23 protein-coding genes are annotated in these 24,353 nt (G+C 52.8%); 12 read left to right on the top strand and 11 right to left on the bottom strand.

From position 1 onward, the window contains the following. Window positions 1-51 precede the first annotated feature (51 nt). Both EI42_RS26360 and EI42_RS26365 read left to right on the top strand, forming a co-directional pair. Window positions 52-1,020 (top strand): D-2-hydroxyacid dehydrogenase, encoded by a 969-nt coding sequence (locus EI42_RS26360; RefSeq protein WP_111325629.1) that lies wholly within the window; start codon window positions 52-54, stop codon window positions 1,018-1,020. 256 nt (window positions 1,021-1,276) lie between these two features. After that, complete coding sequence (locus EI42_RS26365) at window positions 1,277-1,876, top strand: DUF3090 family protein (protein WP_111325630.1); 600 nt, start codon at window positions 1,277-1,279, stop codon at window positions 1,874-1,876. A 345-nt stretch (window positions 1,877-2,221) separates the two neighbouring features. Here EI42_RS26365 and EI42_RS26370 read toward each other — a convergent pair whose 3' ends face one another. The 4 genes from EI42_RS26370 to EI42_RS26385 all read right to left on the bottom strand — a co-directional run bounded on the left by EI42_RS26370 (window position 2,222) and on the right by EI42_RS26385 (window position 5,921). After that, window positions 2,222-2,461, bottom strand: coding sequence for a hypothetical protein (locus EI42_RS26370; protein ID WP_246046411.1), 240 nt, complete (start codon window positions 2,459-2,461; stop codon window positions 2,222-2,224). Window positions 2,462-2,946: 485 nt separating this feature from the next. Beyond that, window positions 2,947-3,801, bottom strand: a complete 855-nt coding sequence (locus EI42_RS26375; protein ID WP_111325632.1) for a DegV family protein — start codon at window positions 3,799-3,801, stop codon at window positions 2,947-2,949. A 20-nt stretch (window positions 3,802-3,821) separates the two neighbouring features. Continuing rightward, window positions 3,822-5,495, bottom strand: a complete 1,674-nt coding sequence (locus EI42_RS26380) for a DAK2 domain-containing protein (protein WP_111325633.1) — start codon at window positions 5,493-5,495, stop codon at window positions 3,822-3,824. A gap of 27 nt (window positions 5,496-5,522) precedes the next feature. Beyond that, complete coding sequence (locus tag EI42_RS26385) at window positions 5,523-5,921, bottom strand: Asp23/Gls24 family envelope stress response protein (RefSeq protein WP_111325634.1); 399 nt, start codon at window positions 5,919-5,921, stop codon at window positions 5,523-5,525. A 299-nt stretch (window positions 5,922-6,220) separates the two neighbouring features. On the opposite strand from EI42_RS26385, the gene rpmB reads away from it, so the two are divergent. Beyond that, window positions 6,221-6,418 carry a 50S ribosomal protein L28 gene (gene rpmB / locus EI42_RS26390; RefSeq protein ID WP_111325635.1) on the top strand — a complete coding sequence of 66 codons (198 nt, stop codon included), beginning with the start codon at window positions 6,221-6,223 and terminating at the stop codon, window positions 6,416-6,418. A 103-nt stretch (window positions 6,419-6,521) separates the two neighbouring features. Here rpmB and rlmN read toward each other — a convergent pair whose 3' ends face one another. Beyond that, entirely contained in the window at window positions 6,522-7,685 is a 1,164-nt protein-coding gene (rlmN, locus tag EI42_RS26395) for a dual-specificity RNA methyltransferase RlmN (RefSeq protein WP_111325651.1), read from the bottom strand. 563 nt (window positions 7,686-8,248) lie between these two features. Between rlmN and EI42_RS26400 the strand changes: the two genes are divergently transcribed. Beyond that, window positions 8,249-9,679: an MFS transporter gene (locus EI42_RS26400; RefSeq protein WP_111325636.1), complete on the top strand. Its 1,431-nt coding sequence runs from the start codon at window positions 8,249-8,251 to the stop codon at window positions 9,677-9,679. Here EI42_RS26400 and EI42_RS26405 read toward each other — a convergent pair. Both EI42_RS26405 and tgt read right to left on the bottom strand, forming a co-directional pair. Then, window positions 9,657-10,487, bottom strand: a complete 831-nt coding sequence (locus tag EI42_RS26405; RefSeq protein ID WP_111325637.1) for an Rmt family 16S rRNA (guanine(1405)-N(7))-methyltransferase — start codon at window positions 10,485-10,487, stop codon at window positions 9,657-9,659. The two genes, EI42_RS26400 and EI42_RS26405, sit on opposite strands and share 23 nt — an antisense overlap. Next, window positions 10,474-11,592, bottom strand: coding sequence for a tRNA guanosine(34) transglycosylase Tgt (gene tgt, locus EI42_RS26410; RefSeq protein WP_111325638.1), 1,119 nt, complete (start codon window positions 11,590-11,592; stop codon window positions 10,474-10,476). Before tgt ends, EI42_RS26405 begins: the two co-directional genes overlap by 14 nt. Window positions 11,593-11,797: 205 nt before the next feature. On the opposite strand from tgt, the gene EI42_RS26415 reads away from it, so the two are divergent. Both EI42_RS26415 and hflX read left to right on the top strand, forming a co-directional pair. Further along, complete coding sequence (locus EI42_RS26415) at window positions 11,798-12,322, top strand: CvpA family protein (protein WP_111325639.1); 525 nt, start codon at window positions 11,798-11,800, stop codon at window positions 12,320-12,322. Between the two features lie 81 nt (window positions 12,323-12,403). Further along, window positions 12,404-13,813, top strand: coding sequence for a GTPase HflX (gene hflX / locus EI42_RS26420; RefSeq protein WP_111325640.1), 1,410 nt, complete (start codon window positions 12,404-12,406; stop codon window positions 13,811-13,813). Between the two features lie 49 nt (window positions 13,814-13,862). Here hflX and EI42_RS26425 read toward each other — a convergent pair whose 3' ends face one another. Further along, on the bottom strand, window positions 13,863-15,821 hold the full coding sequence (locus EI42_RS26425; protein WP_111325641.1) for a PAS domain-containing sensor histidine kinase: 1,959 nt from the start codon (window positions 15,819-15,821) through the stop codon (window positions 13,863-13,865). Window positions 15,822-16,263: 442 nt separating this feature from the next. On the opposite strand from EI42_RS26425, the gene rplI reads away from it, so the two are divergent. Beyond that, window positions 16,264-16,770, top strand: coding sequence for a 50S ribosomal protein L9 (gene rplI, locus EI42_RS26430; protein WP_111325642.1), 507 nt, complete (start codon window positions 16,264-16,266; stop codon window positions 16,768-16,770). Window positions 16,771-16,855: 85 nt separating this feature from the next. Here the strand turns inward: rplI and EI42_RS26435 are convergent, their stop codons facing one another. Beyond that, window positions 16,856-18,427, bottom strand: coding sequence for an NAD(P)H-hydrate dehydratase (locus tag EI42_RS26435; protein ID WP_111325643.1), 1,572 nt, complete (start codon window positions 18,425-18,427; stop codon window positions 16,856-16,858). Between the two features lie 103 nt (window positions 18,428-18,530). On the opposite strand from EI42_RS26435, the gene EI42_RS26440 reads away from it, so the two are divergent. Both EI42_RS26440 and pgsA read left to right on the top strand, forming a co-directional pair. After that, window positions 18,531-19,670: a TRM11 family methyltransferase gene (locus EI42_RS26440; protein ID WP_111325644.1), complete on the top strand. Its 1,140-nt coding sequence runs from the start codon at window positions 18,531-18,533 to the stop codon at window positions 19,668-19,670. Window positions 19,671-19,867: 197 nt separating this feature from the next. Continuing rightward, entirely contained in the window at window positions 19,868-20,479 is a 612-nt protein-coding gene (pgsA, locus tag EI42_RS26445; protein WP_111325645.1) for a CDP-diacylglycerol--glycerol-3-phosphate 3-phosphatidyltransferase, read from the top strand. A 64-nt stretch (window positions 20,480-20,543) separates the two neighbouring features. Here the strand turns inward: pgsA and plsY are convergent, their stop codons facing one another. Continuing rightward, window positions 20,544-21,218 carry a glycerol-3-phosphate 1-O-acyltransferase PlsY gene (plsY, locus tag EI42_RS26450; RefSeq protein WP_170142928.1) on the bottom strand — a complete coding sequence of 225 codons (675 nt, stop codon included), beginning with the start codon at window positions 21,216-21,218 and terminating at the stop codon, window positions 20,544-20,546. A gap of 348 nt (window positions 21,219-21,566) precedes the next feature. Between plsY and EI42_RS35005 the strand changes: the two genes are divergently transcribed. The 3 genes from EI42_RS35005 (at window position 21,567) to EI42_RS26465 (ending at window position 24,051) form a co-directional block, all read left to right on the top strand. Continuing rightward, window positions 21,567-22,019, top strand: coding sequence for a DUF5679 domain-containing protein (locus EI42_RS35005; protein ID WP_111325647.1), 453 nt, complete (start codon window positions 21,567-21,569; stop codon window positions 22,017-22,019). A gap of 531 nt (window positions 22,020-22,550) precedes the next feature. Further along, the gene (gene greA, locus EI42_RS26460; protein ID WP_111325648.1) at window positions 22,551-23,069 is read left to right on the top strand and encodes a transcription elongation factor GreA; all 519 of its coding nucleotides are present in this window, start codon (window positions 22,551-22,553) and stop codon (window positions 23,067-23,069) included. A gap of 247 nt (window positions 23,070-23,316) precedes the next feature. After that, on the top strand, window positions 23,317-24,051 hold the full coding sequence (locus tag EI42_RS26465; protein WP_111325649.1) for a hypothetical protein: 735 nt from the start codon (window positions 23,317-23,319) through the stop codon (window positions 24,049-24,051). 34 nt (window positions 24,052-24,085) lie between these two features. Here EI42_RS26465 and EI42_RS26470 read toward each other — a convergent pair. Continuing rightward, a partial coding sequence (locus EI42_RS26470; protein ID WP_146505429.1) for a zinc ribbon domain-containing protein occupies window positions 24,086-24,353 on the bottom strand: 268 nt, incomplete at its 5' end.

The following is a 24,353-nucleotide window of genomic DNA, read 5'->3' on the forward strand; positions in this document are numbered from 1 at the left end:
CGGGATCCTCTCTTGTGTTGTCGTTACCAGTGATGGAGGAGCGTACGTTCTATGACTATTATCAGTACATTTCCGTTTGCCACAGCTTCGGTACAGCGCTTTCAGCAAATCGTTGGAGAGCCTGTCCTGTGTGTCACTGATCCTGATGCGTTTCTGGCTCAGCTCCATGATGCAGAGATTCTCTGCTCATACTGGGTGCCAGACAACTGGCGTCAGCTGGCGCCCAAGCTGCGCTGGCTTCAGGCAACGGGAGCAGGTATTGATAATCTGCAACATACCGGTATTCTTGCTCCTGATAGCGGTGTGCTGGTTACAACCGCGGTTGGTATCCATGCGGCCAGTATCGGTGAATATGTGTTTGGAAGCATGCTCATGTTCAATCGCTCCTGGCCTGAAATGGTTCGTTTACAGGATCGCCATATCTGGCCGCGTAGTGCAAGCTGGTATCGGCTGCAAGGGCGGGAACTGGCCGGACAGACGCTCGGAGTCATCGGTCTGGGCCATATTGGACGACGAGTGGCACAACTGGGAAGAGCATTCGGCATGAATGTGGTGGGGACGCGGCGTTCGGCGCAGCCAGGAGACAAAGATCCCGATGTTGATTTACTCTATCCAGCCTCGGATCTGCTGGCAATGCTTGCACACTGCGATTACATCGTGATTGCGGTTCCGCTGACGTCCGCGACCGAGCGCATGATAGGAGAAGCCGAGCTACGAGCAATGAAACGAAATGCCTATCTTGTGAATGTTGCGCGGGGACAGGTGATCGATGAGCCAAAACTAATTCAGGCTCTTCAAGAAGGCTGGATTGCTGGTGCCGGGCTGGACGTTGTTGCAGAAGAACCGCTCTCCGCGGAAAGTCCGTTGTTTTCCCTGCCCAATGTCATCATTACGCCGCATATTGCTGGAGAGAATATCCACTATGAAAAGCGGCTGGCCGATCTCTTCGCTGAAAATCTGGCACGCTACACTGCCGGTCAACCATTGCAAAATGTGTATGATCCCAATCGTGGCTATTAAGGTGTGGTACCCATCGTAGCCGCCTGGTGACGTGTACGCGCCAGGTGGCTGGCCGCTTTTGTGGCCGAGGCCGATGACGCCATGAAAGCGAGTATAGGGCCGCGGAAAGAAGCAGGGCTATTTTGTCAACATTCCAGTTTGTTAAACGTGTATGAGGCGATTGTACATCCTGAGCTTGCCTGCTCGTTGGTATACAGAAGAGACGGCAAATCTTCCCACTCGTGAGGAGTGAGATTCCTGGAATAAGAGGTGTGTAATGAGTACTGATCTTGGTCGTGTCAATCTTTTAGGAGCGGATGCAGTAGGCGCTCCTGGTCAGAGGCGCTTTCGGCTGTTCGCACGAAGCGAGTACGCTACAGCTGTCGTCTGGATGGAGAAAGAGTATCTGCGAACGCTGGCGCAGACGCTAGATGAAGTGTTGAAAATTGTGATTGAAGGGGAGGTGCTTCGGCTTGAAGCGCGTCCCGGGGGGCTTCCTGAACCCAGTGGAATGCCCGACGATTTCCCGACGCTGCCTACCTATGAATTTCATATCGGCCAAATCAAGCTCAATTATGATGAGCAGGATGATACCTTCCTGTTGCTGCTGACTCCGCTTGAGATCGCACTGAATGAGGACGAGCAGCCGGAAGTGATTATTCGTGAGGATGATGCTATTGTCTTTCACTTTTTGCCACAAGATGCCCTTGCCCTGGCCAATGAGGTCAATCTGTTAATGGAGGCAGGGCGGCCAACCTGTCCTTACTGCAAAGCTCCACTCGGGGATGGGCCGCACTCATGCGCGAAACAGAATGGTCATCAGAAGATCGCACGTATTGAACTGCGTGGTTCTGAGGATGAAGATGAGGAGGAATAAGGACGCTCTTTTGTGCGCCCTTACCCCCTGACCTGATTGCATAAACCGACAGAGCGAGTTGCCCGGTGCTTTCAATGCCCGGGAACGGGGAGACCCTGCTTTCTCCAATGACAAACACGTCTGTGTGCGCCCTGGCACTTCGGGAAGGCGCTCCATACCCTCTCGTGTTTTGATGAAAGATACAGTGTTGTCTTGTACCCCTTTTTCGGGAGAATGGAGCGCTCCCCCTTCTGCTTTTAGAGAGGCTGTAACCTCTGTGCAGATATGGAGTAATCTGTCAGGGCGGAGCGAGATGAGCCGAAGACACCGAGAGCTCAGCGCAAGTCGTAAGGCAAGGAAAAGGATCTATCCTCCGACGACACGCGGAACCATTATGATTTGTTCAGCAGTAGCATCAAATTTGTCGATACGCTGTGCCGGTTTGCCTGTTTCAATACGGAATGCAGTTGCGCCTTTGCTACGCTCTTGCTCAAAGATGCGCTCTGCTTCTCGAACTGCGGCCAGGGCTTCGGGGTCTTTTACCAGAGCCTTTTGTTCATCCCATGTCAGACGGTCGTCACCACGTCTTGACATCACCCGTAACATTCCCACAGTCGTTCCTCCTTTTGTAGTTTATGCCATGCTGGCAATTCCTACATGAAACTATGAGTCGGAAGCAACCATGCTATGGTGATTGCCTATGTCTATATCGAGTATAACAGGACATGCTATAGAGCTTGCTAGAGATTACTTCTCCTGAACCGATGCCTGTCTTCACTCTTCTCTGATGGTCCACGTTTCGCTCTAGCGGTTCGTTTCGTACTCCTTTCTGGATGCACACCCTTCTCGTTCTACCATGTGATGTCGCTTTTCCGGTAGAAAAGCATGATCTTAGTTCTATTGTACGTGACATGGTATTATTAGTCAATGCTTGTCAACACGTTTCTTGATGTTGGCGGAGCGAGAAAAAGCCTCAAACAGCGGACAAAGAGCAGGCGCACAGCTTGAAGCGGGGGAATTCAGGAATAAAGCGAGGAAGGGATGAAATGCGGAGTGTATGGGCGAATGCTCCATACACTCCGGGTGTCTGCTCAGTCGAGCTGCCTCTGACTGATGAAGGCTACACCAACAAGGCCCGGACCGGTATGGGTGCCGAGGACCGCGCCAAACTTATAATGCGTGATCTCTCCCTGATAGATTGTGCGCAGCGTGGCTTCCAGTTGCTGTCCAACCTCGTCGTTGGCTTCTACAATGGCAATATCTTCAAAGGGGGCGAATTCGCTCGCAAGCTGTGCAGCCCGGACATAGGCCTTACTGCGGGTACGTGGCTGTTCAAGCGGGGCAACAACGCCTTCCTTAACGGTCACGATCGGTTTAAAGCTGAGCATGTTGCCCAAAAAGGCTTTTGCTGCGCCAATGCGTCCCCCCCGTTTCAGATATTCCAGCGTATCCAGAATCGCGAGCACGCGACTCCGTGAGAGGCGGTCAAGCAAGACATTCTTGATCTCGTCCAGGCTGTGTCCTTCTTGCGCTTCTCGGGCAGCTTTCAAAATTGCCAGCGACATACCGGCGCTAATACTGCGTGAATCAATGATCTCTATCGGGACCTGGCGGAGCTCTTCCGGGAGGCTGTCACGGGCGGTGCATGCTGATTGGTATGTGCCACTCAAACCGGATGAGAGGTGGACTGAAATGATGCCATCGGCTCCCTCCTGGATCAGGCGGGTATATGCTTCTGCAAAGCGAGCTGGTGAGGGCTGTGAGGTGCGTGGTAGGTCTGGCGCTTCCTGCAATTTCTGATAGAACGTAGCGGTATCGAGTTCAGCGCCATCAAGATACGACTCTTCACCAAAGAAGACGGTCAGTGGAACAACAGTGATGCCAAGCGCTTGAGCCTGTTCTGCGGGAATATCGGCGGTGCTATCGGTGACTATTCGTATGGGCATTCTGGCCTCCTGCAATGTTTTTATTCTGCCGAAAGAATGTAGGCATAGTATGGTTGACCACCTGAGACAACTTCTACTTCGAGGTGGGGATGCTGTTCCTTCAGGCTCTTACTGATCTCTGCTGCATCTTCTTCTGAAACGCTTGCCCCGTAGTAAATGGTGACAAGTTCATATGCATCTATCTGCATACGGAGCAGGGTATCAGTCATGACCTGTTGAAGATCCTGTCCTGCCACTGCAAGGTGTCCGTTAATCACGCCGATAAAGTCGCCTTCACGAACGTTGACCGTTCCCAGTTGGACAGTCCGAACGGCGGTAGTGATTTCTGCTGTCTGGACGGATTGCAGGGCCGCGGTCATGGTGGAGCAATTGGTTGCGAAATCGGCGTCAAAATTGAAGGCGATCAGGGCTGCAATCCCCTGTGGTAAGGTTTTGCTTGGAACGACGTAGACGTCTTTTTCGGTGAGGGAACTGACCTGTTGTGCGCTGAGCACGACGTTGCTATTGTTGGGTAAGAGAATGACCTGTCGGGAAGGAGCCTTCTCAACGGCTTCGAGGAGCTCTTCAATGCTTGGGTTCATGGTCTGGCCACCGGAGACGATGGAGGAGACTCCCAGGCCCTGGAAGACCTTTTCAAAGCCCCCGCCAGCAACGACGGCAATGGTAGCGATTGGAAGTGCCTCCTGCTCTTTCGTTGTCTCGGCGTGTTCCTGTGCGCTTTCTGCGGCATAGGAGAGACTCTGTTCCTGAAGGTTTTCGATATTGATATCTGACAGGCTGCCGAGGCTAACGCCATAGTCAAGGATTTTGCCCGGGGTCAGGGTATGCGTGTGTACTTTGAGCAGGGTATCATCACCGGCGACAACGGTTGAGACGCCACCCATATCAATGATGGCCTGCCGAATCTGCTCAACGTTGAGATCCTTCCCTTTGAGCAGGAAGACAACCTCATAGCCAAACTCTTCTTCAACCGTGACGCGTCCTTTTTTGGTCTGGGGTGCTATGGGCTGCGGTGTACTGGCCTCATCGGTCGCGTTTTCGCCTCGAATGTAGCGCCAGATGCCCTCAAGGAAGAGATAAAAACCCTGCCCTCCAGAATCGACAACGCCTGCCTGTTTCAGAGTGGGGAGAAGTTCTGGTGTCCGTGCGACTGCCAGACGAGCGGCTATAACGACTTCATGCAGCAGAGAAACAAGGTCATCACCCTGTTGGGCGCTGCGTTGCGCGGCCTCTGCTGTCTCACGAACGACAGTCAGGATCGTGCCCTCTACCGGCTTGAGCACGGCACGATAGGCCAGGCGTGAGGCCTCCTGAAATGCCTGGGCCAGATCGGGCGCGGTAAAGGTTGTCTTTTTATCGAGCCCCTGAGCCAGACCACGCAGGGTCTGTGAAAGGATGACGCCTGAATTGCCGCGTGCACCAAGCAGGGCATCGTGCGCGACTCGGGCCGCAATGGCGGCGGCGGAGGTTTCTTCACTGGTTGCGATTGTGCGGATAGCTGACTTTAGCGTAGCAGACATGTTTGAGCCGGTATCACCATCCGGGACGGGAAAAACGTTTAAAGCGTTAATTGTCTCTTTATTTTCTTCTAACCAGGCTGCTCCCGCCAGGATGGCATTTTTGAGGTCCTGACCATCAAAGACGCTGATCCGTCTGGTCCGGTGGCGTAGTGTGCGTGGTGTTTGTTCCTGCATTGGGGATTTAACTACCTTTGTTATGAATTATGCTTGCTCAGGTTGTGAGTCAGGACTGTGGAGCAAGCCCTGAACGTTCACATTGACCTCAGCAACTTGAATGCCGAGCATCTTTTCGATTGAGAATTTGACGGTACTCATGATATTGTGACCAATTTCGGAGATACGCAGTCCATATTCCAGGACAACGTATACGTCGATTATGAGTTGACCATTAACCACGTTAACACGTACCCCTTGATTGGCTTGCTTTGCATCCAGTCGTACAGCCTCTCCATTGCGTAGACGCGGTGAGGCCAGGCCAAGCACGCCATAACACAGAGTCGTTGCCTGTACCGCAATACTCTGGATTGCGTTTGGCAACACTTCGATTTTCCCTCGTGGGCGGTTCCCCGTTTGTGGTTGTAGTGTATGGGCTTCCGACATATATGATGCTCTTCTCTCTTGCCAAATGAGGCGATATCGGGTATACTCGCATAACGTGTCGGAGTTCTATGCCTTGAAAAGGGCTATCGCTCTTGACAACGTTTCTGTTTCCGCTTATTATCATTGCGGTGTGGCCCTGGTATCAAACCAGCAATCCTCGCAATTGAGGGGAAACCACGGAAGCAGTATACCAGAGTCCTCTTTCATAAATCAAGAATCAGTCGCTGTACGATGCGCTGACCTCCCTTTGGGGAGCGTTTTTGTGTATCGTAGAAGCCGATAAGGAAGGAGATAGAGCTATGGCAGCAGGTCGTTGTGATATCTGTGAGCGCAAGCCCATGTATGGTAACAATGTACCATTTTCGCAGCACCGCACTCGTCGTCGTTTCGTGCTCAATGTGCAGCGCCGTCGCCTGACAATCAATGGCACTCCTCGTACGGTGAACATTTGCACACGTTGCTTGCGCACTATGAGCAAGCTCCCCAAAGTTCGCTAAGAGCCGGCTTTGCCTATGCAAGAGTGCGATCAAACAAGGGTGTCCACAAGGGGTACACTCGTTTCGAGATATTCCTTGCGGACACCCTTTGTTTGTTTCCTCGCTAGTTGTTGATGACGCTCAGTTGTTTCCGCTGCTCGAAGCGCGTGCGCAACTGACCACAGGCCGCCGCGATATCATCTCCTCGTTCGGCACGCACACTGTTACTGACTCCATGCTGATTGAGAATCGCTCTGAATGTTCGGATCGCGTCCGGCGTTGGCGGGCGATACCCTGCCGCGGTTTGGTTCACCGGGATACAGTTCACATGGGCAAATTGATGCAGGGGCGAAAGCAGTTCGCCGAGCTGATTCGCGTGATCGGGCGTATCGTTGACTCCTGAAAGCAGCACATACTCAAATGTCACCTGTCTGCCTGTCGCCTGAATATAATCCTGGCAGGCGCTTAGCAGCTCCCTGAGCGGATATTTCCGGTTGATCGGCATGGTCTGGCTACGTGCCTCATCGCTTGGTGCATGCAGTGAGATCGCCAGGTTGATCTGAAGCGGCTCCTGACTGAGCTTGCGGATGGCTGGTACCAGCCCGACGGTTGAAACCGTCATATGGCGTGCGCCGAGGTTGAAGCCGTCCTTGCTGTTGAGGATACGCAGTGCCTGAAGGACATTCTTGTAGTTATGCAGTGGCTCGCCCATGCCCATCAGCACGATATTGGTGATATGGTCGATGGGGGCGCTTGCAGGCAGCCCTGCGGCTTTCCAGGGAGCCTTGCGGAGCTCTCGGGCGAAGAAAAGCACCTGGGCCACGATTTCACCCGCGCGTAAGTGCCGATCAAAACCCATCTGTCCGGTTGCGCAGAAGGTACAGCCATAGGCACAGCCCGCCTGACTGGACACACAAACGGTTGCGCGGGCGCTGCTCTCTCCCAGTGGTGGATACAGCATCAGCACCGATTCGATCAGTTTGCCGTCTTCCAGCTCAATGAGGATCTTCCGGGTGCGATCATCTTTTGAATGCAGCTCACTCCGGACCACGATTGGCCCGATGCTGGCTTTATCGGCAAGGCGTTGTCGTAGCGCTTTGGGCAGGTTGGTCATCTCCTCAAAGTCGGTGACGAGCCGTTGATAGATCCAGCTATAGACCTGCTTGGCGCGATAGGCCTCTTCTCCCTGCTCGACAAACCATGCCTTCATCTCGGGCAGGGTCAACGAGAGCAAATCTGTCTTCTGCTGGTGTTGCTGTGTCGTAGATGGTTGCGTAATTGTGTTCATTTCTTTCTTCTGGTGCCTGTTCTGCTGTTCTTCTTGCAACGTTATTTTCTCCTGACCCCAAATTATAGCACGAATTGAAGCTCAGGCAAGGTAACGGGCTGATCTCGCTGCCGCCTTGCCTCTATCTTGCTTGCGTTGTGTATTGGGATGTACTACTATATCAAGCAGGCAGGAGCGTTTCTGTGCCGTAATTGCCTTGTCAGGATGGACGCGCTTTGGAACGGGATCGGCTTTGTGTACGCGAAACTATTACTGCAATTTTTCTCTGGTCTGGTTTCCTGGCTTGTCAATCAAAGAGCGCATGACCTCCCTCTTTTGATGAGAGTGAATATCGCGCTTTCTCGCGGTTCTGAACACGGAGAAAGCAGGAATTTTTCATTATTTCTTGTTGCGTGACGCTCCTTATCAAACTTTTCATATGGCTTATTCGTTTAGAGAAGAAAGCAACAAAACTCAGAGGATGAGGTTTTAAAAAAGCAGTGGAGCCTGTTTCGGAGCAGTGTTTCTATGAGCCGTGAAGCCATATCCTCCATTATCTGTTTGTTTTCAGGAGTATCTCGACAATGTCGTTGTCTACCAAGCCGGGAGGCAGCAGTGCAAGTGTGCGGCAAGTACTGCGCAATCCGAATTTCCTCAAGCTCTGGCTGGCACAACTCATCTCATTGACCATTTTGAATGCCACGAATTATGGTGTGATTGTGCTGGTCAATGATGTCACGCATTCCGTGTTTATGGCTGGACTTGCGATTATTTCTTTTACGTTGCCCGCACTGCCTTTCAGTGCAGTGGCCGGGGTACTGGTTGATCGTTTTGATAAACGCACGGTGCTCTGGCTCAGTAATCTTCTGCGCATGGTGACAGTTGTAGTGATGTTTGTCAGCCTGCTCTACGATCGTACCAACGTCTGGCCTTTGTTTGTGCTGACGTATATTACATCGCTCATTGGTCAGTTTTTTATTCCCGCTGAAGGTTCCTCTATTCCCCTGCTGGTTGGGGAGCGCGACATTATGCCGGCCCTCTCGCTGTTTAATATCTCGACGACCGTTTCTCAAGCGCTTGGTTTTCTGGTTCTGGGACGTTTTGTGGTAGCGCTCTTTCCGCCCTTTACTTTCCATTTCGGGACAGTCACACTGCATACAGAGCCGATAGACATGCTATTCCTGCTGGTAGGGGCGCTCTATGTGGTGTGTGCGATCCTGATTCTCCTGATCCCGGCGCGTGCCTTTACCGCAAAGCGTCAGGTGCAGCAGAAACCGAAGCTACAGGAGACCCATGTATATCGCTCGCTGCTGATGAACCTGTGGCAGGATATGCTTGAGGGCTGGCGCATTGTGCAGGCTGATCGCTTGCTCTTCTTCGCGGTGGTTCAGCTTTCTGTGGTCGGGATCATTCAGTTGCTGATTGGTGAGCTGGCCGGGCCGTTCGTGCGCGAGTTCCTGAATCGACCTCCCGAGGATATGTCCCTGATTCTGGCTCCGGCAGGTATTGGATTGGTGGTGGCTTCGATCCTGATGACGCCGATCAGCGAGAAGATAGGCAAGATTCGGCTGACGGTCATTGGTTTTGTGGCGCTGGCTGTGGGCTTTGTGCTGCTTCCATTGATTCACTGGGTGGCTCTGCGGATCGATCATACACAGGGAGCATCCGCACCGTGGGTGATGATCGTTACGATTGTGTTGGTGCTCTTGCTTGGCGGAGCGCTGGCCTGTGTGAATATTCCTACTAACACGATTATGCAGGAGCGGGCGCCAGAGTCCGGGCGAGCCCGTGTCCTTTCGCTGCAATTTATGCTCTATAACATTGGCTCGATTCCCGTTCTGTTGTTTGCGGGCGCTATCGCTCAGTTCCTGGGTCTGAACCTGTTGATCGGGTTTTTCTCGGCTTGTATGCTGCTGTTCTGCTGGTGGGCCTCGCGGTTTATTCCATCTCGAAAGCAGCAACCTCCACACGGGCAACCGCAGGAGCTTCCACCTATGTCGGCTTCTCGGCGCTGAGTTCGGGTTTGTGAACAACAAAAATGAGTTCGTTTGGAAGCTGAATGCTTCGAGCCTCCCACGGAGTGCCTGCTACCAGAGAGCGGAAATGCTCCTCGTAGTAGGTCTCCATCCCCTTCTTTTTGCCTCCCAGACTGCGGGCCGGAAACGAGACGATCAGGTAGCGGGCCTGTATCGCCTGTAAAAGATGGAGACCTGCTTGTTTGTCGATCTGTTCCAGACAGGGAAGCGTTTTCAGCAGGAACGCAACGTCGAACTGCTCCTGTGGCGGATGCAGCAGGATATTCCGGCTCTCGGCATGTCCGTGAACACCGCTGATCCGAAACCACTCTTGAAGGAAGTCCATCATTGGCTGCTGAATATCACAGGCATGGTAGCTTGCATCCTCTGCGAGCGGCATCCACGGCAGGGCGAGCGGATTGAAGCCACAGGCAAGGTCCAGAATGCTGTGCGCTGAGGAGAGTTCGGGGCTGAGGCTGGCATAGAACTCTTCAAGAAAAGGAAGGCGCTCTCTGGTTGAGGCATGATAGCGCATGATATCTGTGCATGCTTCCTTCTGCTGTGTCTGGTCTTTTGCCTGCTGTAAGCGCCCAAGCCAACGCGTGTAATCTTCCTTGCCGGTGAAGTACGCGCCGCTGACCTGGTGCAGCTTGTTTTTGGTACTCTTGACCGCTTCCTTGAAGGTTTTCCGCCTGGCAAGTTCGCTCTGCCCGACCTGTAGTACCAGGTCAGGGCAGACTCCGCTATACTTGCTGCTGTCCAGTACGGCGCTAACCAGGCGTTCCAGTTGCTCATCAGTTGTGGACATAATGTGCTCGCAGTCGCTCGGTGAGCATGGTCATAAAACGCAGATTGTGCAGGGTTGCCAGTCGGTAATAGAGTGTGTCACCCACCTTGAAGAGATGATGCAGGTAGCCGAGCGAGTAGTGACGGCAACAAAGGCAGTCGCAGACTTCGGAGACCGGGCGCTTATTCTTGATATGCTTGTCATCGCCCACATAGATGTACTGGAACCATTTTTCCTGTGCGCTATCCTGAAAGCAATACAGGCGCCCATGACGTGCATCGCGGGTTGGCATGGCGCTATCAAAGATCTCGTAGCCGATCTGCACACATTCCGCGACATTGCTCGGGTGGCCGACGCCCAGGGCATGCATGGGATACTGCGCGGGAATCAGCTCACGCGTGTATCTGATGATATCGGCGAGTAAACGTCCCTGTTTGTCCAGCGGCCAGCCGCCATAGCCGAAACCATCGAAGCCAATGTCGAGCAGGGCTTCAGCGCACTGTTTGCGCAGCTCCCTTGAGCCGCCACCTTGAATCACCGCGAAGAGCAGAGGGCGTTTCTCTTCCGCCAGCTTCTTCTGTTTCAGCAGGCGCTCATACTCGCGTTTGCAACGTTTGGCCCATTCGATGGTGCGCATGACCGAGAGGCGCTGAACATCATCGGGTGCATCGACATGGGTGCAATAGTCCAGACACATCACGATATCGCTTCCATAGCTGAACTGAAGCTGGACCGCCTTTTCCGGTGTCAGTTGAAATTTGCGGGTAGCTCCTTCGGGCTTAAAGGTGATGCCGTCCGCGTCCAGCGTGCCAAACCTGGCGTTTTGCTGAATCAGAGAGTAGGCTTGAAAGCCGCCCGAATCGGTGATAATCGGGTGCTCCCACGCGCTCATAGTATGGAGACCGCCGAGGGCCTGAATGGTTGATGAGCCGGGGCGCTGCATCAGGTGATAGGTATTCATCACGAGTGCCTGTACCCCGCACTGTTCAAGGTCTGTGCTATCAACGGCGCGGACCACTCCGAGGGTGGCATCAGGTAGATAGACCGGGAGTTTCAGGAGCCCGTGAGGAAGCTGGAGCGTGCGTGCCCCGTTTTCGGTGTGTTTCTGTTCTTTGCTGGCGTGCATGGATGTCCTTTGGCTTCAGCAATTTTCCTCATTATATCCTATCTGTCTACTGGTAAGCGCTGCCTTCGTCGTAGCTCTTCCTTGTTCTTCCTCTTCTACAGGCTTTTCAGAAGGCGCTTTTTGTGACGGAGAATGGAGCAGGGACGTATCCTAATAGAAGATATTATTCCTATTCGTTACTCCTGTTTTTTGGTTGGAGGGATAGATGCTTCTTGATATTCTGATTCTGATAAGTGCTTTGTTGCTCATTTTCAATGGAATACGGAACGGGGCTATTTTTAGCCTGATACATCTCCTCAGTATTCCTGTAGGAATTGCTGTGGTTTTTTTCTTTGGTCCGCAACTGGTGGCGTTCCTTTCCTCAAATGGGCTTGCGGCAACTCCGGTCATTGTCTATATCGCGCTGTTTCTGGGTGCGGTGCTCTTGCTGCATATCCTGGGAACGGTGATTCGCGGGCTGATCCAGAGCATTCCGGCTGCTGGCGTGGTTGATCTGCTGGTCGGTGGAGCGCTTGGCCTGGTTGAGTCATGGCTGTTATGGCTGTTCTTATTGATGCTGCTCGGCGGTTTTCTGTTGGCTTTGCAGAATAAAGATCCCCAACTGGCGGCTCTGCATCTTCAGACAGAAGACTATCTGCCCTGGCGGGATTTCTACAATAGAATGCTTCAGGGGAGCTATTTCGTTCGCATAAACAGTCTCTTCCTGCACACGCTGCCCCCGATGCCATAACCGGAAGAAACAGGATTGCTATGCTTGCATTTTCGGAGAAGAAAGACTACTCTTGAAATGTATAGATGATTTTTGGTGTCCATGTTGCTGCCCCGTTTTTGGGACAGTAGCATCAGTCGAGCTGGTTTTCTCAGTACCAGACTGGAGGTAGCTACGGCGAACCGCGAACGTCTTCACTATACGCATACCCGAACCAGGCCGGAACAGGCTTTGCTGGTAGCTGTAGAGGCTGATGAGCATGATGGGATGTGGAGTGCGGAGGATTCTCTGACTGAGTTGACAGCCCTTGCCCAGACTGCCGGAGCTCTGGTTGTGGGTTCTCTTGTTCAGCGCCTTCCTCATCCCGACCCTCTGACCTACCTGGGGAAGGGACGCGCCCAGGAACTTGCTGACCTGGAAAAACAGTTACACTGCGACCTCGTGATCTTTGATGACGAACTGACTCCCACGCAACAGCACACCCTGGAAAAGATGCTGCATGCCCGTGTGATTGATCGTACGGCGTTGATCCTCGACATTTTCGCCCGCCGGGCCTTGAGCCGCGAGGGACGGCTTCAGGTTGAACTGGCTCAGCTTGAATATCGGCTTCCCCGGCTGGCTGGAAACAATCTGGCGCTTTCCCGGCAGGGCGGTGGCTCGCGTGGGGTTGGTGCTGCTGGTGGGGCTATCGGCATTCGTGGCCCCGGTGAGACAAAGCTGGAGGTTGACCGTCGCCGCATTCGCAGGCGCGTTGCCGAGTTGCGGGAGGAGATTGAGCAGATTCGGATGCAGCGTGCCGTGCAGAGAAGACAGCGTATTACGCGTTCAATGCCACATGTAGCTGTGGTTGGCTATACCAATGCGGGCAAGTCGACGCTGTTTAATGCGCTCACTGCTGCTGGAGTGCTGGCCGAGAACAAGCTGTTTGCCACGCTTGACCCAATTACCCGTCATCTCGTGTTACCCGGAAATCAGGAAATCCTGCTTTCTGATACAGTCGGCTTTATCCAGAAGCTGCCCACGCATCTGATCGCCGCGTTTCGGGCCACACTGGAAGAGGTGCTCAACGCTGACATATTGCTTGAGGTGGTTGATGCCAGCCATGTTAATGCGATTGAGCAGAGTGTGACAGTGAATATGTTGCTGGATGAGCTAGGTGCAGGAGAGAAGCCACGTGTGACCGTCCTGAATAAGGTGGATCTGTTGGATGATCCAACTGACCTTGACCTTACTCTGTATCCGAACGCGGTGCCGGTATCGGCTCGCGAGGGACAGGGGCTGGAAGCGTTAGGTGACATGATTGCGACGGTGCTGGCGACGCATATGGGCACCGTTGAAGTGGTGATCCCTTTTGATCGTGGCGATCTTGTTGAATTGTTCCATCGGCGGGGCTATGTGGAGCACATGGAATACCAGACCCAGGGGACACTTTTGATCGGGCGGTTACCTCGCTCAATTGCCGCCTTCTATCGTCCCTTTGTAACGACGTTCCAGAGGGAACTTGCTTATTAAGCGAGCAGCTCGAAGAAGGGCGCTCTGTTCGGAGTGCCCTTCTGTCATGCTACGACTTGATTGGTAAGAGAATACTGAAGATGGAGCCCTGCCCCGGAGTGCTCTCAACGTGCATCTGCCCTTGATGTGCTTTGATAATCTCATTGGTGATATAGAGCCCGAGGCCAAGCCCGGAAAAGGTACGTCCGGTATCATCGCGTACCTGATAAAAGCGCTCAAAGATGCGCTGTTGATGCTCCCTGGAAATGCCGATACCAAAATCCTGCACGCTGACCACTGCCCACTTGTTTTCAGTACGCAGATGAATGATGATAGTATCGGCGTCGGGCGAATATTTCAGCGCGTTAGTCAGCAGATTGGTGAACACCTGTCCGAGACGGTCTCTGTCTCCGTGGATAATGGCATCTGTTTTGCCCTCAATACGCAACGTATGAGATTGGGTCGTCATCTGGATATCATCGACGACCTCATGTACCAGGATATCAAGCATCAGATCCTGAGTATGCAGTTCCAGGCGGCCACTCTGAATCTTTGAGAGATCCAGCAGGTCATCAATCAGGCGATGGAGTCGTGTTGTCTGAGCCTCGATCTTGTTGATAAACTGTTTGGCTTGCTCGTCATTCTGGCGCTTCAGGCGGCGCTGAAGTAGCTGTGAATAGCCTTTGAGGGCGGCAAGGGGCGTTTTCAGCTCATGGCCTGCCATACTGATGAAGGTATCTTTGCGTGTATCGAATTGCTTCCGCCTGGTAATGTCATCGAGAACCGTGACACCGGCGATAATCTCCCCACGAGTATTATAGATCGGTGCCGCGTTTACCCGCAGGATAATGGATGTGCCATCATCACGCACATACGTGATTTCTTCGCCCTGGATTGTCTCCCCTTTTGTGACGACGCGATAGAGCGGCCATTCTTCAGGCTCATAGCGGCGTCCGTCGGGGTGGTAGCCACGATACTGGTCATACTCAAGTATGCTGTTTGCTGGGAACGTCAGCCCCAGGATCTGTTCAAGCTGCTGATTGCACAGCACGATTTTATGAGTGGGCGCTTCAACAATTATGACGCCATAGGGCATCTGCTGAAGTACCTGTTCCAGGCGTGCATGTTCTGCTTCGAGCTGATTTGCCAGCTCTTCGGCCCGCTGCCGAGCCTCGACCAGTTCCGTGACCTCAACACCGTAGATCATGATTCCCTCGACCTCGCCCTGCGCGTTACGGGCCGGCTGATAGGTAAAATTGAAGTGGCCGTTCTCTAGATGGCCGGTCCCATATTTATCGAAACGGATCAGGCGCTCTTTGCCGATAACTGGCTGTCCGGTCCGATAAACCTGATCAAGCAGCGATAGAAGGCCCTGTTCGACCAGTTCTGGTATAGCTTCGCGCAGGGGCTTGCCGAGTATATCGCGGCGTCCGATGGTTTGCTGTGTGTTAGGGTTCATTAACGTGATACGATGCTCCGGGCCACTGGTAATGGTGATATTGGCGGGGGCCTGCATGAACAGATCATACAGGTGTTGTCTGGCTGCCTCGGTCTCGGCGCGTGCTTGTTTCTCCCGCTCAAGTAAGCATTGATATTTTTCCATGAGGGCGCGATACTGTTCCTGGCTTTCCTGAATCTGGCGTTTGGTCTGCTCGGCCTCGGTGACATCGTGGTAGTTCATCAACAGGGCCTGGAGCTGTGGGTGTGCGAGCTGATTGGTGACGACGGCCTCGATCCAGATCCAGGCGCCATTTTTAATCTGGCGCCGATACTTGACCGTAGTGGTGGCTCCTGCCTTGTCTTTGATCTGGTCAATACGCGCACGCACCACGGCAACGTCATCAGGGTGTTGTAAAGTAAAGAAGTTCCTGTTCAGATATTCCGCAACAGAATATCCAGTAAGGCGCTCAATAGATGGGCTGATATAGGTGATAGTTCCGTCTAGCTGCACAAGCGCGATAGGGTCATGACTCTGCTCGATGAGCGTTGCAAACCAGCGCTCACCCTGTTGCCGTGATGTGTTTCCCATGTCTTTCTGATCCTTTGTCTGTTGCCCGCTCGGTGAAAAAGCAAAAGAGAGGTGGAAGGTTATGTCACTCAAGAATTGGCAAAGGATGAAACCACCTCTTGCATGTGCCACGGCGAAAGAGAAGAGAGTGTTCCAGCTATATCAGGGAAAAGCACAGCGCTTCTATGGCCTGTAAGGGCTACCATTTGGGAGGCAAAGACTGGCTTTTTGATTCAAGATCGACGAAATTCCATGCGTGTTCATATCTTTTCTTTCATTTTCGGAAGATGAAACTCTGATTTGGAGATGACAGGAGAGGAGATGATGCAGGGAAGCGGTATTTCGGCTGAAAAAGCTTTCTGGACAAACCCTGTTCAAAGCGATATAATATTCGGCGTTGACTTTGCGTGAGGAGGTAGCCGGGTCATTTATCGCCCTACACCTCTTGAGGAGCTTTATTAAGATGAAAGTAATTCTTTTACAGGATGTCGAAGGTCTTGGAAAGGCCGGAGACTTAAAAGATGTGGCTAATGGGTATGCCCGCAACTATCTCTTGCCGCGTCAGCTTGCGGCGGGGGCCACTCCCAGTCTGCTTGCTAATCGCGAACAGCGCATTGCTGCCGAGAAGCGCAAGCAGGAGAAGTTGGCTGAGCAGCAGCGCCAGCTCGCGGAGCGTTTGAGCCAGGTTGCTCTGACCTTTAAGGAGAGAGTTGGTAGCGAGGGTCGCCTGTATGGGTCGATCACCTCACAGGATATTGCGGAAGCACTGCGCAACGCAAGTATTGTGGTTGATCGTCGCTCTATCACTCTGCCTGAGCCAATTCGTTCCGTTGGTACATATAGCGTTACCGTCAAGGTTGCATCCCAACTGGAACCGAAGATCACAGTGCATGTGGTTGATGAGGCTGGCAAGTATGCTGCTCCGGCTCAAGAGAGCGCTGCGGAGACCGCTGAGACCAGCGCCGAGTAGCTTTGCTAGACCCTACCAAGCCATTGTTACTATTAAAGGCCGTCCCCTACTGACATACAGTTGAAGACGGCCTCTTCTTTTTTGGCTAGAGTTCTTCTTTCGTTGTCAGCAGCATGGCCCGAGGAATCTGAGGAAGCAGATCCGAGGCCAGCAGACCAGCGGGCCCTGTTTCCTGACTGACCAGTTGCGCGGCTGCTACGTGTAGATAGACACCGGCGCTGGCGGCATCAAACGGCGCTAGCCCTTGAGCCAGAAAGCCCGCAATCATGCCCCCAAGCACATCGCCTGTACCGGCAGAGGCAAGTGCAGGGTTAGCATACCAGTTCATGCGTGTCTTGCCGTCGGGGGTCGCGATGATCGTACAGGCCCCTTTGAGCACAAGTGTTACCTTCCATTCCCGGGCTTTCTCGCGTGCCAGCTCCAGCCTCTCGATATCGCCCCCTGACACCTTGTGACCATTGCAGAGCCTCCCCATTTCGCCTGGATGGGGGGTAATTACGGTGTCCTCCGGCAGGTAGGTCCACCAGTGCTCAAGTGCCGATAGGTTGTTGAGGCCATCCGCATCGATAATCAGGCGCGGGCGCTGTTCGCGGGGTTGAGAGCGCAGGTATTCCAGCAGTTGCAGGATCATTTCGCGGGTCTGTGCTGATTGGCCCAGGCCAGGACCGATTAGCAGAGCGCGATATCCTTGCATATGTGCAATCAAGCTGCGTACTTTGACCGTGGTCTCGTTCTCAGTCGGACCGGCCGTAGTGGCGCGTTCAGGTAGAATCGCAAAGGTTGCCTCATGGAAGGAGCTGGCATAGATTGGCAGCATCTGTTCGCTGACTGCCAGCGTAATCAAACCGGCTCCAACCCGGGCCGCAGCACGTCCTGCGAGATAGGCAGACCCCGGATAGGGAGGTGAGCCACAGAAGAGCATGACCTTGCCGAATGTCCCTTTGTTGCTGTTCAGTGGGCGCTCCGGGAGTATGCGATGCACCAGCGTTGTCGTTAGCATCTCGGTGTGCAGATCCTGTTCAAGGGCTTCAGGTAGCCCGATAGAGCCAACATAGAGCTCGCCAATGTAATCGCGCCCGGGGAAGAAGAAGAAGCCCTGTTTGGGACAGGCCAGCGTAATCGTCATATCGGCGCGGATGCAGCCCTCATCGACTTTGCCGGTATCCGCGTTTAGCCCGGTGGGTAGATCGATCGCGACAACGCGCACGGACTTGCGGCGCTTGCGTTCTTGCTCAACCCGCTGAAGCAGGTGCCGCATATCTTCGGTAAGTGGTCGTGAAGTTCCAGTGCCTAAGAGGGCGTCAATAATATAATCGGCGCGTTGCAGCGCTGCTTCAAACTCGCGCGCAACATGTTCGGACTCGATCTCTTCGCCGCGAATAATCAATCTGCGCTGTTTCCAGTGATAGAGATTGATGCTTGCACCGGCATTTTTCAGGTGCTCCGCCATCACCAGACCATCACCACCGTTGTTCCCCGGCCCGATGAGGAGCAGGATATTGAGGTTATGAATATCTTGCTGTGAGGGTAAATGCTCGATAAAGATGTCTGCGGCGCTTTTACCTGCGTTTTGCATCAGGATTGGCGAGGAGAGCCCGTATTGCTTGTCTGCCTGGGCCTCTAGCTCGCGCATTTCTGCAACTGTAACAATGTGCATAGAAAACCGCCTCCAAGCTCTGTTCAGGTGGGAGACTGGAAGCTACCCTCCCGTCTCTCTGTAGTTTGTGTGTTTCTCCGGCTCTGGAAATATTCTAAACCCAGTGTATACGCTTTGGGAAGAGTATAGCTTTGTCGTACAGGGCTATGCTATACTGGATTTCATGAAACTCGCGCTGAAAATTGCTCCACAACGTAGCACTCAATACACGAAACTGGCAACCGCTTTAGCGACTCCTGAATTACTTGCCAGTCCCTTACGCTCCGCTATTGACCATGTAGAACGTATCACGATGGCGGGCCATGATTACCTTCTGGTTTCGTTTCGTCCTGAGGCTGAGCGGCTGGATGCGCACTTTGTGCGTTCCGTCCTGGGTTCCCTCGGTGCGACCAGTGAGGCCTTTGAGTATTTTGAGCGGCTAGGCGATATGGAAGGGCCGTTCTTGCGTCCATTCTCAACGCTCTATACACCCTTTATTCCGCCTGAAATGGCCGAAGCTCGACGCTATAAAGGGAAAACGAACGAGCTCTTTACAAAGGTCCTGCTCAATGTTGCGGTCTTTGCCGGACGCTATGCCAATCAATATAACGAGCGTTTACGAATTCTAGATCCGTTGGCAGGAGGCGGAACCACGCTCTTTACCGCGCTGGAACATGGATATGATGCATTTGGCATTGAGCTGAATCGGCAGGATATAGAGACAACAATTGGTTATACCCGCCAGTTTTTAACCGGGGAGCAGATCCCTTTCAAGGAGATTGACGAGCGCCGTAAGACCGGACGTCGCTATCAGTTTGAGATCGGGAAGAAGGGAACCCGGCTCTCGAAGGCGCATGCGGACGAAGCCCGCTACTTTGTGCTGGCACAAGGAGATAGTAAAGAAGCGCTGGTGCATATGCGAGAGGTGCCTGGAGGACCTCATATGCATGCGGTTGTCGCGGATCTCCCTTATAATATTCAGCATAGCTCTCGGTATGTTACGGGAGAAACGCAGCGCTTCGGGGATGTCTCGGCGCTTCTACAGGCAGTTCTTCCTGCGTGGGAAAAAATCCTGTTGCCTGGTGGCACGCTCGCGCTGGCATGGAATGCGACCCGCGTAGAGCGCTCTATCCTGGTGGATCTGGTTGAACGCCATACCCGGTTGCAGGTTTTGAACGAGCCGCCCTATAGCGATTTTGCGCATGGGGTTGATCGTGTCGTCAAGCGGCGTGATATTCTGGTCGCTGTCGCTCCGACTGAGTAGCAGAGAGCGGATCTGGTGTGGTTTCGCGTGCCAATGCGAGAGCTATACAACGAGGTTATTTGCCTATATAATACTATGAGTGCCAGGTCTCAGGTGATCAGGGGTTCAGGCAAGGTGTTTGTAGGGCAGTCACAGAAAGTTCTCTTTTCGAGGCCCGGGTGTGTATCCCCGGTCGGGCACTTGTTTGAGGTGTTGTAATGCGTAATATTCCCAATATATTGAGCATCAGTCGATTGATCTCAACGGTCATCGTCTTTATTCTCGTTCTGGTGAATCAGCCCTGGGCCTATCTGGTGGCGACAGTGCTTTTTGTGCTGGCGTCAGTGACTGACTTCCTCGATGGCTACCTTGCGCGCCGATTCTCAGTTGTCTCTTCTCTGGGTGTCTTCCTGGATCTGACCGCTGATAAAGTATTTGTGGCTGCAATCCTGATCGCGATGGTTCAAATTGGCCTGGTGCCAGCCTGGATTGTTGCTATTATTGTCGTCCGGGAGTTTATGGTTTCTGGTCTACGCTCGATTGCGGCGGCGAAAGGAAAAGTTATTCCTGCTGGTATGTGGGGGAAACAGAAGACCTTTATTACGCTTGTCGCGATGGGGGGTATCTTGCTGGCAAAAGGTCTGGGTGCGCACTTGCTCGGGCTCTTCCCGCTCATGTTGACCTTTAACAGTCAGACGCTGGTTTTGAGCGAAATTCTTTTGCTGGTTGCTGATGTGTTGATGATTGTGGCGACCATCTGGACCATTTTCTCCGGTGTTGAATATATCCTCGGTGCCCTACCCCTGTTTCGAGACGAAGCAAAGCGCTGAGCGAAGGAAAAAAGAGAACCGTGACGGATGTGTCACGGTTTTTTTGTGTTATGGAGCAGGTCACTTATGCCTTTTGATCTCCCGGCTGGACGGTGACTTTCTGTCCTATCTTGCGTTCCTGCCCCTTGAGCAAGCGGCCGATATTGTCGTAATGGAACAGAATGATCAGCGCGGGGACAACCACGAGAAAGAAGAGGTTTGCCAGATTGACCTGGATAAGGAACTGCGGGTTGTTCTGGCTGACAAAATAGAAGATGATTCCGCAAATGATGGCCGTTGCGGAACCGAGGATTGAGCCAAGCGAGACGTAGCGCGAAATGGCGATAGTGGCAATGACCACAACCATGCTGATAAGAAAGATATAGGGTGAAATAATCAGCAGCGCTCCCGCGCCGGTCGCAACGCCGCGCCCGCCTTTGAAGCCAATAAAGATTGGGAAGCAGTGCCCGAGCAGTGCACAGAGACCGGCAACCGCAGGCCCCCAACCGCCATTGGCAAAAAATGGCACAAAGGTTGCCAGAAGAGTTGGCCCGAGTCCCTTTGAAATATCAACCAGAAAAACGATCAAGGCCGGGACTTTTCCCAGAGTGCGCAGGACGTTGGTTGCCCCGATTTTATGGCTTCCATACTGGCGAATATCGAAGTCTTTTCCTCGTAAGAGCTTTCCCATCCAGTAGCCGGAAGGAATAGAGCCCCAGAGATAGGCAATAAGTGCAATCAGAATAATTCCTACAAGCATGGGCATCGCGCCTCCTTTTACGACACCTGGGCTGGAAGCTGGCTTCCTTCCCATTCACCTGAACTGGCGAATAGAAACAAGATGCCCGAACTGACGTGCTGAGCGATGATGACTCAGCGCTGGCGTCGTCTCTACATAAGAACTTTCGGTTATTTTCCCCCCGATTGGATGACAGATCGAGAGGTGTGGACACATTATAGTCTTATCGGGATGAAATTTCCAGGTGTTTTGTTGGCAGGGAAAAGGGCAGCCTCTTGCTTACCGTGATGCATACTGACATGCTATACTCTAACTATGGTGCTCACTTATTTGGTCGGACCCGGCAGGGCTGACGGTCAGGAGGTATGGATGCGCCGAAATTTCAGGCTCCTGTGTCTCGGGGTGTTCTTTTTTGTTGCGTTTGGGTTGCTGGCTATACTGATACGATATCGTATGCGTCAGGCTCCATACGCGAGTACAGCTTCAACATATGTGGTTCCCGAACCGGTTTCTGAGGGAGAACCGGCCACGCCGGAGAAAGCACAGGTTGAAGATGAGCATCTGAGTACGCTTGAGCCTCAAGGGAAAACAGAAGAGCAACCTGAAGAATCATCTACATCGGTCGATGAAGAAAGGAAGGAACCTGAACCAGCGGAAGCACAAACTATGATGGTGGAAGCCTATTGTGTCAGGTGCCGGCAAAAGCGGCCTCTGGCTCATCCAGAAAAGACAACAACCAAAAACGGGCGGCAGGCCGTTACGGGAGTCTGTCCTGAATGCGGGACAAAACTCTTCCGTTTTGTTTCCGGAAACCGGGAATAGATTTGTGCATGTTTCTGTTTAGACATGTATGCTGTTAGAGCTTGCTCGGACGAAACATGCCTTTCTCCTACAGCGAGGGGAGACATGCAACGCAGATACACAAAATGAGGCAGGATTCGTAAAAAATATGCACGAATTGCCGCAAATTTGCCTGCAAATTACTTGACGAGGACGATATCTCAACGTTATAATCTCCCTCATGTGTGTGGTCCACTGCACAGTATTTTCTGTAAAAAAATACTGGTAATGTATGCAGTGTGCACCAGTTATTCCAGACCTTAACCTGACGGCATGCCCTCTCGCCAGAAGAGAGGGAGCCTGTCTGTACGTTCGTCCTCTTTGCCGCTATGAATGGCTATTCCGGTGGATCCGGTACATTCTCCCACAGGAAGAGGTCGGGAGGGTGTGAGAGATGTGGGGAAAATGGTATATGAATAATAAGTGAGGTCTGAAAAACTATAACGTTACTAGAGGCGGGTATCAGGGAAAACCCGGCATAGGGGAAACCTGGTACCAGGAGGAGTTTTTGCAATGACTATTGGTGGACAGAGTGACACAAATTCAGAGCGCAAAGTGTATCGATTGACTCCTGAAGGCTATGCCAAAATGAAGGAGCGCCTTGATTATCTGCGCAATGTCAAGCGAAAAGAGGCGGCGGACTACATTCACGAGGCGAAAGAGGCCGGTGATATCAGTGAAAGTAGTGCCTATGAAGATGCAAAAAATACGCAGGCACAGGTAGAAGGCGAGATTATGCGTCTGGAGCAGTTGCTCTCGGTCGCCGAGGTTATGTCACCGGATATGCTTCAGACCGACGGCCCCCTGACTGCACGTATTGGCATGAGGGTCGAAGTCGAGAACGAGAGCGGTGTCAGGCGTACATTTAAGCTGGTTGAGACGTATGAGGCAGATCCAAAAGCGGGTTTGATCTCCGATCAATCGCCAGTTGGGAAAGCACTGCTCGGACATAAAGAGGGCGACGAGGTGAGCGTTACGACCCCTGGTGGTGTGACAAACTATACGATCCTTTCGATCAGTCCTATGATCTAAACGGACGCATCCTTTTTTCCTGAGAGCAAGAAAATGGGAACTCGCACCTTGCGGGTTCCCAAATTTCTTATGTTCCCTCTCGGAACATCTTGCTCTATTCCTTCGCATAGATTGCGCTTGTATTGCACTCGAGCTCGTCGTTGACGTTCGATTGACACTTATGGATGTCTTCAGGTAATATGAGGGCGGATAACATGACGGGAACGGCGTGTGCGCTGGCTATAGTATGGCGCAAGGAGTTTTTAACGTGTTGACATACGAAGAGGTGACAGGGTACTTTTTGAAAGCGGCTGATGCCACTGGACTGACCGTGCATCCCGAGTATTGGATGAATACTCGCTCGCTTGAGCGGGAATTCGCCTGCACCTGTCACATAGGGAGCTGTGACGAGGCGGAAGAGCATAGTTCTTGCTCCATCTCATTTACCTGGGGCTCGCTAGATACTGCGCTCTCCCTGGATGGTCCTGCTGGCGTATGTGAGTTCTTCCACGGTCCTGACCCGAGTTGCCCACATTTGCAAACCAGCGCTATTCCGCCGCTGGTGCTGGATCTTTCTTATACGCTTCCCCTGCACGGCACGGCCATTTCAGAAGAAACGCTGCTTTCGCTCTTGCAATTGCTCCGCTTGCGGGCAAGTGAGCATAGCAGAAGAACGACTGAGACGCGCCCGGGCGTCAGTGTCGTGTTACAAGATAATCGGTTAGTTCCCGATGTGTTAACGCTTCAGCAGCGAGTTGAGATCCCGATCTGGCATCCTGATGGAATGCGAGGGCTGCTGGATGATTCCCCGGAACTCGATGGATATGAGAATAGCAGCTATCCTGATGAGCGCGAAGAGGTTGAGGAAGGTGGTGTTGAGGTTGCGACACCGCATCCTGAGCTGTGGCTTCCTCAGGTAATGCAGGATGTCTGTCAGGATATCATCTGTGTGTTACAGGCAATGGATGCCGCGCTGTCCTTGCCGCCCCATCCGCTTTTGTGAAGCACCCCATGCATAAATGCAGGGGCTTCTACAGCTACCCCACGGGGGATAACTGTGGGACACTTCCTGCCCCTTTTGATTTACGGTAGCGGATGAGTATGTTAAGTGCCGCATTGTGGTCACGGTCCAGTTCACACCCACAATGCGGACAAGAGTGCCAGCGGACACTCAAATCCTTCTTCACCACACACCCGCATGATGAGCAGACTTGGGAGGTATCTTTGGGTGCCACTTTGACGACGGTACAGCCAGCTTCTTCCGCTTTGCTTGCACAGAGAGCGACAAAGGCACTCCATCCTGCA

It is taken from the genome of Thermosporothrix hazakensis, assembly GCF_003253565.1.
In the GTDB taxonomy this organism is placed as follows: domain Bacteria; phylum Chloroflexota; class Ktedonobacteria; order Ktedonobacterales; family Ktedonobacteraceae; genus Thermosporothrix; species Thermosporothrix hazakensis.

Excerpts from the sequence above, each read along its gene's own strand:
- EI42_RS26360 (WP_111325629.1), top strand. The coding sequence starts at position 52 with ATGACTATTATCAGTACATTTCCGTTTGCCACAGCTTCGGTACAGCGC.
- EI42_RS26365 (WP_111325630.1), top strand. The coding sequence starts at position 1,277 with ATGAGTACTGATCTTGGTCGTGTCAATCTTTTAGGAGCGGATGCAGTA.
- EI42_RS26370 (WP_246046411.1), bottom strand. The coding sequence starts at position 2,461 with ATGTTACGGGTGATGTCAAGACGTGGTGACGACCGTCTGACATGGGAT.
- EI42_RS26375 (WP_111325632.1), bottom strand. The coding sequence starts at position 3,801 with ATGCCCATACGAATAGTCACCGATAGCACCGCCGATATTCCCGCAGAA.
- EI42_RS26380 (WP_111325633.1), bottom strand. The coding sequence starts at position 5,495 with ATGCAGGAACAAACACCACGCACACTACGCCACCGGACCAGACGGATC.
- EI42_RS26385 (WP_111325634.1), bottom strand. The coding sequence starts at position 5,921 with ATGTCGGAAGCCCATACACTACAACCACAAACGGGGAACCGCCCACGA.
- rpmB (WP_111325635.1), top strand. The coding sequence starts at position 6,221 with ATGGCAGCAGGTCGTTGTGATATCTGTGAGCGCAAGCCCATGTATGGT.
- rlmN (WP_111325651.1), bottom strand. The coding sequence starts at position 7,685 with ATGAACACAATTACGCAACCATCTACGACACAGCAACACCAGCAGAAG.
- EI42_RS26400 (WP_111325636.1), top strand. The coding sequence starts at position 8,249 with ATGTCGTTGTCTACCAAGCCGGGAGGCAGCAGTGCAAGTGTGCGGCAA.
- EI42_RS26405 (WP_111325637.1), bottom strand. The coding sequence starts at position 10,487 with ATGTCCACAACTGATGAGCAACTGGAACGCCTGGTTAGCGCCGTACTG.
- tgt (WP_111325638.1), bottom strand. The coding sequence starts at position 11,592 with ATGCACGCCAGCAAAGAACAGAAACACACCGAAAACGGGGCACGCACG.
- EI42_RS26415 (WP_111325639.1), top strand. The coding sequence starts at position 11,798 with ATGCTTCTTGATATTCTGATTCTGATAAGTGCTTTGTTGCTCATTTTC.
- hflX (WP_111325640.1), top strand. The coding sequence starts at position 12,404 with ATGTTGCTGCCCCGTTTTTGGGACAGTAGCATCAGTCGAGCTGGTTTT.
- EI42_RS26425 (WP_111325641.1), bottom strand. The coding sequence starts at position 15,821 with ATGGGAAACACATCACGGCAACAGGGTGAGCGCTGGTTTGCAACGCTC.
- rplI (WP_111325642.1), top strand. The coding sequence starts at position 16,264 with ATGAAAGTAATTCTTTTACAGGATGTCGAAGGTCTTGGAAAGGCCGGA.
- EI42_RS26435 (WP_111325643.1), bottom strand. The coding sequence starts at position 18,427 with ATGCACATTGTTACAGTTGCAGAAATGCGCGAGCTAGAGGCCCAGGCA.
- pgsA (WP_111325645.1), top strand. The coding sequence starts at position 19,868 with ATGCGTAATATTCCCAATATATTGAGCATCAGTCGATTGATCTCAACG.
- plsY (WP_170142928.1), bottom strand. The coding sequence starts at position 21,218 with ATGCTTGTAGGAATTATTCTGATTGCACTTATTGCCTATCTCTGGGGC.
- EI42_RS35005 (WP_111325647.1), top strand. The coding sequence starts at position 21,567 with ATGCGCCGAAATTTCAGGCTCCTGTGTCTCGGGGTGTTCTTTTTTGTT.
- greA (WP_111325648.1), top strand. The coding sequence starts at position 22,551 with ATGACTATTGGTGGACAGAGTGACACAAATTCAGAGCGCAAAGTGTAT.